Source organism: Piscicoccus intestinalis NBRC 104926, from assembly GCF_001515525.1.
Taxonomy (GTDB): domain Bacteria; phylum Actinomycetota; class Actinomycetes; order Actinomycetales; family Dermatophilaceae; genus Kineosphaera; species Kineosphaera intestinalis.
This window is the reverse complement of record NZ_BCNQ01000219.1, coordinates 1-5246: the sequence shown is the minus strand read 5'-3', so window position 1 is coordinate 5246 and position 5246 is coordinate 1. Positions and strand designations below refer to the sequence as shown.

General features: G+C 73.4%; 4 protein-coding genes. 2 read left to right on the top strand and 2 right to left on the bottom strand.

Annotated features, from left to right (window positions below):
• Positions 1–134: 134 nt before the first annotated feature.
• A complete protein-coding gene (gene rsmH, locus PINTE_RS20245) occupies positions 135–1190 on the bottom strand; it encodes a 16S rRNA (cytosine(1402)-N(4))-methyltransferase RsmH (RefSeq protein WP_068434231.1) in 1056 nt (351 codons plus the stop codon).
• Positions 1191–1694: 504 nt separating this feature from the next.
• A complete protein-coding gene (gene mraZ / locus PINTE_RS20240; protein WP_068434229.1) occupies positions 1695–2126 on the bottom strand; it encodes a division/cell wall cluster transcriptional repressor MraZ in 432 nt (143 codons plus the stop codon).
• Positions 2127–2924: 798 nt separating this feature from the next.
• Between mraZ and PINTE_RS20230 the strand changes: the two genes are divergently transcribed.
• Both PINTE_RS20230 and PINTE_RS20225 read left to right on the top strand, forming a co-directional pair.
• Complete coding sequence (locus PINTE_RS20230; protein ID WP_068434222.1) at positions 2925–3875, top strand: AAA family ATPase; 951 nt, start codon at positions 2925–2927, stop codon at positions 3873–3875.
• Between the two features lie 40 nt (positions 3876–3915).
• Positions 3916–5246 (top strand): DUF58 domain-containing protein (locus PINTE_RS20225; RefSeq protein ID WP_068434217.1); only part of this gene is annotated, 1331 nt, incomplete at its 3' end.

Here is a 5246-nt window from a genome sequence, read left to right as displayed (position 1 = left end):
GACCCGCAGGTGCGCGCGGGTGGGGCGCGACGCGCCGCGCGAGGAGGTACGGGCGGGGGGCGAGGGCCGCCGGGGCGCGCGAGCACTCGCGGGAACGGCCGCGGTGTCGCTGCGGGCCAGTGCCGGCATCTGGCTCATCGGGGTCGTCCCTTCCGTCCTGTGCCTGTGGTGCGCGTGTCGCTGGGTGGTCGGTGTGTTCGTGTCGTGCGGGACGGTGGGTAGTGCGGTCGAGCCGAGCCGAATTCACCCGGAGGCAGCGCCCCCGCGCGGATCCGTTCCGCCGCCCGGAGCCGCGCCGACGCGGCGCGCGGATTGGCCTCGACCTCCTGGGAGGTCGGGGCCTGCCCCGCGCGACCGAGCACGCGCAACAGCGGCGCGTGCTCCGCCAGTTCGACGGGCAGCCCGGGCGGGGCGCTGCTTCGGCTCGCGGTCGACAGCACCCGTTTGACCATCCTGTCCTCCAGGGAGTGGTAACTCAGGACAGCGACACGCCCGCCGACGACAAGAGAATCGAGCACGGCGGGCAGCGCCGCCTCCAACGCGGCGAGCTCACCGTTGACCTCGATGCGCAGCGCCTGGAATGTGCGCTTCGCCGGGTGCCCTCCGGAGCGCTGCGATGCGGCGGGCACGACCCGCCGCAGCAGCTCCACGAGCCGGGCGGAGGAGGCGAACGGTTCGCGGTCGCGCTCGCGCACGACGGTGGCCGCGATCTTGCGGGCGAAGCGCTCCTCGCCGTAGTCGCGCAGCACCGCCGCGAGGTCGTCGGCGGGGTAGGTGTTCAGCACGTCGGCGGCCGTCGGGCCGGTCGTGGGGTCCATCCGCATGTCGAGCGGGGCGTCCTGGGCGTACGCGAAGCCGCGGTCGGCCTCGTCGAGCTGGAGGGAGGAGACGCCCAGATCGAGGAGCACGGCGTGCGCTCCGGCCAGCCGCAGGTCGGCCAGCACGTCGGCGATCTCGTCGTAGACCGCGCGCACGGCGACGAATCGGTCGGCGAAGGGGGCGAGCCGGTCGGTCGCCAACGCGATGGCCTGCGGGTCGCGGTCGATCCCGACCCCGTAGGCCCGCGGGCAGGCGCGCAGGATCGCCTCGGTGTGTCCGCCCATGCCGAGCGTGGCGTCGACGAAGACCGGACGCTGCCCGTCGTCGCCCTGCAGGGCGGGGGCCAGCACGTCGACGATCCGCTCGAGCATGACCGGCACGTGCCGCTCGCTCGTCTCCCGAGACTCGCGCGGCTCCGGCGAGCTGGTTGAGTCTGAGCTGGTTGAGTCCGGTGAGTCCGTTGCGCCAGGTGAGCCCGCTGAGCCACTTGAGCCCGGTGAGCCCGGTGTGTCGTTCGTCATTCGTGTCCCCCCTCCCAGGCTTCGCTTCGCCGGCCCTTCGGCCGTGTTGTCACCGTGTTGTCACCGCTGCCGCACGGTGTTTCGTCCGCCGGCCTTCGGCCGACCTCACACCGACCTCGACCTCGCGCCGGCTCCGTTCCCGGGTCCTGCGCTCTGGTCCCCGCCGCTTGCCCCGTTCGCCCGGAGCCGGGGAAGTGCCCCGGGCGAATCGTGTGCTCCGGAACCGGGGAAGTGCCCCGGAGCGGTCAAGTGGCTGGAGGACCACAGCGCAGGCGCACCGTGGCGCTAGCGGTGGATGGCGGTGGTTGGCAGTCGGTTGGCAGTGGTGGGCGGCGGATGACGGGCCGGCCTGCGTCACAGCAGGCCGGGGATCACCTCCTCGGCCTGGTCGGCGAAGGCTTGCTCGGTGCCGGCGAGGTAGGCCTCCCAGGCCGCGGTGTCCCAGACCTCGAGGCGCGAACCGGCTCCGATGACCGTGCATTCGCGGCTGAGGCCGGCGTATTCGCGCAGGTTCGCGGGGATCGTGACCCGGCCCTGCTTGTCGGGGATCTCGTCGGAGGCGCCGGAGAGGAACACGCGCAGGTAGTCACGCACCGCCTTGCTCGTCACGGGGGCGGCCCGCAGGTCGTCGGCCACGCGCATGAACTCCTCCATCGGGAAGACGTACAGACACCGTTCCTGTCCGCGGGTGACGACGAGCCCGGGGGCGAGCCGTTCGCGGAATTTGGCGGGCAGGATCATCCGGCCCTTGTCGTCGAGGCGCGGCTGGTGGGTGCCGAGGAACATGCGCGCCCACCTCCGTCCCCTGCTCGCACCCGCCGCCCGGTTCGCGCGTCACCCGTGCCGTGGTGGCGCCCGCCTGGCCGGCGAGATCGTCGTCGAGCACACCCCTACTGCTCCTAGTTCCTCCACTTTACGCCACTCTCCCCCACCGTCAATCCCCGATGTCGGCATGACCAGGCTCTCGCCGCATCAAAACCGCAGTTCAGAGCCGGTGGGGCGAAGTGGAGGGAATCGTGGCGTCCGGCGCGGCCCGGGTGTCGAATCGGGGTCTGCAGCGGCGCCGATGCATCCGGTCACCGGGCGCTGACCAGGGCTTTTACGAAATGCACGGATGTCGAGGAGCCAATGCCCAGCGCGGGCAGCGATGATTGGGGAGGGAAGTGGAGTGAGCCGAGGGTGCGGGAGGCCGGCGGCGCCGATGGGGCGGGCGCCGCGACCGCCTCCCTACGCGCAGCTGCGGCTCGCGCCCACCACCGCCCGCACCTGGCAGAACCGGCAGGGGCGGCCATCGTCTTTCAGGAGGCCCACGTGCAGCCAGCACGAGACCTGCAGTACCGGCAGGCCGTGGATGCACCGCGCGACCCCGCGCGCGACGAGCCCACCAGCACGGCTCCCTCGCCGTCCGCAGCGCCCACAGCGAGTTCAGCGAGTTCAACGACTTCGACGGCCCCCGCGCACGGCTCGGAGGGCAACGGCCTGGGCAGGCCATCGACCGGGTCGACCGGGTCGACCGGATCCGCCGCGTCGAGCGCGCCGACGCACCCGCCTCGCGCACGCACCGGCTCCGACTCCGAGCGGGCGGTGGCGGCCGAGGTGGCCGAGGTCGCCGACCTCGGCCGGCGCCTCTCGGAGGCCGTGCGCAGCGTCATCGAGGGCAAGGAGGACGTCGTCGAGCGCGCCCTGACGGTCTTCCTCGCCGGCGGCCACCTGCTGCTCGAAGACGTGCCCGGAGTCGGTAAGACGACCCTGGCCAAGGCCCTCGCCCGGGCGGTCGACGCCCGGATGCGGCGCATCCAGTTCACCCCCGACCTGCTCCCCAGCGACATCACCGGGATCAGCGTGTTCGACTCCCAGACACACCGTTTCGAGTTCCGGCCCGGCGCGGTCTTCGCGAACATCGTCGTGTGCGACGAGATCAACCGCGCCTCCCCCAAGACGCAGTCCGCGGTGCTCGAGGCGATGGAGGAGGCGCAGGTCACCGTCGACGGGCACACCTACCCGCTGGCCGACCCGTTCCTCGTCATCGCCACCCAGAACCCCCTGGAAATGGAGGGCACCTACCCGCTGCCCGAGGCGCAGCGAGACCGATTCATGGCGCGCATCTCGGTGGGCTACCCGCATCCGACGGCCGAGCTCGCGATGCTCGACACGCACGGAGCGCACGATCCGCTCGACGACCTGGTGCCCGTGACCGACAGCGCGCAGGTGGTCGCGGCGCAGGAGACGATCCGTCGGGTGTACGCGGCGCAACCGCTGAAGCAGTACGTCGTCGACCTCGTCGCCGCCACCCGCTCCTCGAGCGGCCTGCGCCTCGGGGCCTCCCCGCGGGCGTCGCTGCACCTGCTGCGGGCCGCGCGGGCGCGGGCGGCGCTCACCGGGCGCGACTACGTGCTGCCCGACGACGTGCGCTCGCTCGCCGTGCCGGTGCTCGAGCACCGGGTGCTGCTCTCCGGGGAGAGCCGGCTGGCTCGGGTCGGGATCGACGAGGTGCTCCGGGACGTGCTGGCCACGGTGCCCGTGCCCGGCCGGTGACCGCCTCGAGTGCCGGGCCGCCGATGATCGTGAGGCGCCGATGAGTACGACGATCGCGGCTCGCGGTGGCCGCGCACCCGGGTCCCGATCGGGCGATCGCGCGGGAGCCGGGTCGACCGGGCAGGGCGGGTGGCTCCGTCGCCGCATCGAGCGCGGCGTCTTCACCGACCGCGGACGGGCCCTGCTCGCGGCGGGCACCACCCTCGCGATCTCCGGCATGGCGCTCGGTTTCGTCGACCTCACCCGGGTCGGGCTGCTGGTCATCGCGCTGCCGGTGCTGACGCTCCTCACCTACCAGGCATCTCGACCTCAACTTGATATCGAACGTCAGGTGCGACCGGCAACCCTCACCGTCGGCCAGAGCGCCACGGTCGCGATGACCGTTCACAACCGCTCCGGCCGGTCGTCGCTGACGGTGCTCGCCGAGGAGCGCCTCCCGGCCGATCTGGGGTCCCGGGTGCGCTTCCTGCTGCCGGGGGTGCGCCGCCGGTCGAGCCGGGTGCTCACCTACCCGGTGCGCCCGGGGCGCCGGGGCCGACACCGCCTCGGGCCCCTCTCGCTTCGGGTCGGCGACCCGTTCGGGCTGACGAGCTCGCTCCTCCCGTTCGAGGGGGAGTCGGAGTTGACCGTGCTCCCGACCGTGCACCCCCTGCATCGGCGCCCCGACCGGCAGGGCGGCGCGGGCAGCGGCGGCTCGGACACGCTGGCTCCCGGCGCGGGCGACATCGACGACGCCACGCTGCGCAAGTATCAGCCGGGCGACGACCTGCGGCGGGTCCACTGGCCGGTCACCGCGCACCGCGGGGAGTTGACCGTGCGGCATGACGGCCGGGCGCCGGTGCGTCAGGCGGTGCTCGTGGTCGACGCCGACCTGCCGCAGGTCGTGACCGCCTCCGACGTGGACCCGGCGGGCCCGGCAGGCCAGGTCGTCCAGGCACCCCTGGTCGGGGGTGGCGACGTCGATGCGTGGTCGCCCGCGCTCGAATGGGCGATCGAGGCCCTCGCGTCGGTGGCCACCCACCTCACCTCGCGCGGCTACGCATTGTCGCTGGTCACGCCCGCCCGGGTCGCCGCCGGACGGCATCCGGAAAGTCTCGACCTCGACCAGACGGTGATGGATCTGGCGGTCCTCGAAGCCGCCGACGCGCAGCTCCTGCGCGCCCCGGACACCCTGGTCGCCCCGGACGCCCTGGGTGGCGCGATCGGCGCGCCCACCCACGCGGTGGCGACCGAGTCGGCGTTGGTGACCGCGACCCGCGACGTCGCCGCCGGCAGCGGACTGCTCGTCGTCGCGGTCGGCGGGCACGACCCGCAGGCCGCCCGCGCCCTGCTGTCGACGCTGCCGGCCGGCACCACCGGCATCGCCCTGCT

Bases quoted from the DNA above. Each gene is read 5' to 3' on its own strand.
- rsmH (WP_068434231.1), bottom strand. From the start codon at position 1,190: ATGCTCGAGCGGATCGTCGACGTGCTGGCCCCCGCCCTGCAGGGCGAC.
- mraZ (WP_068434229.1), bottom strand. From the start codon at position 2,126: ATGTTCCTCGGCACCCACCAGCCGCGCCTCGACGACAAGGGCCGGATG.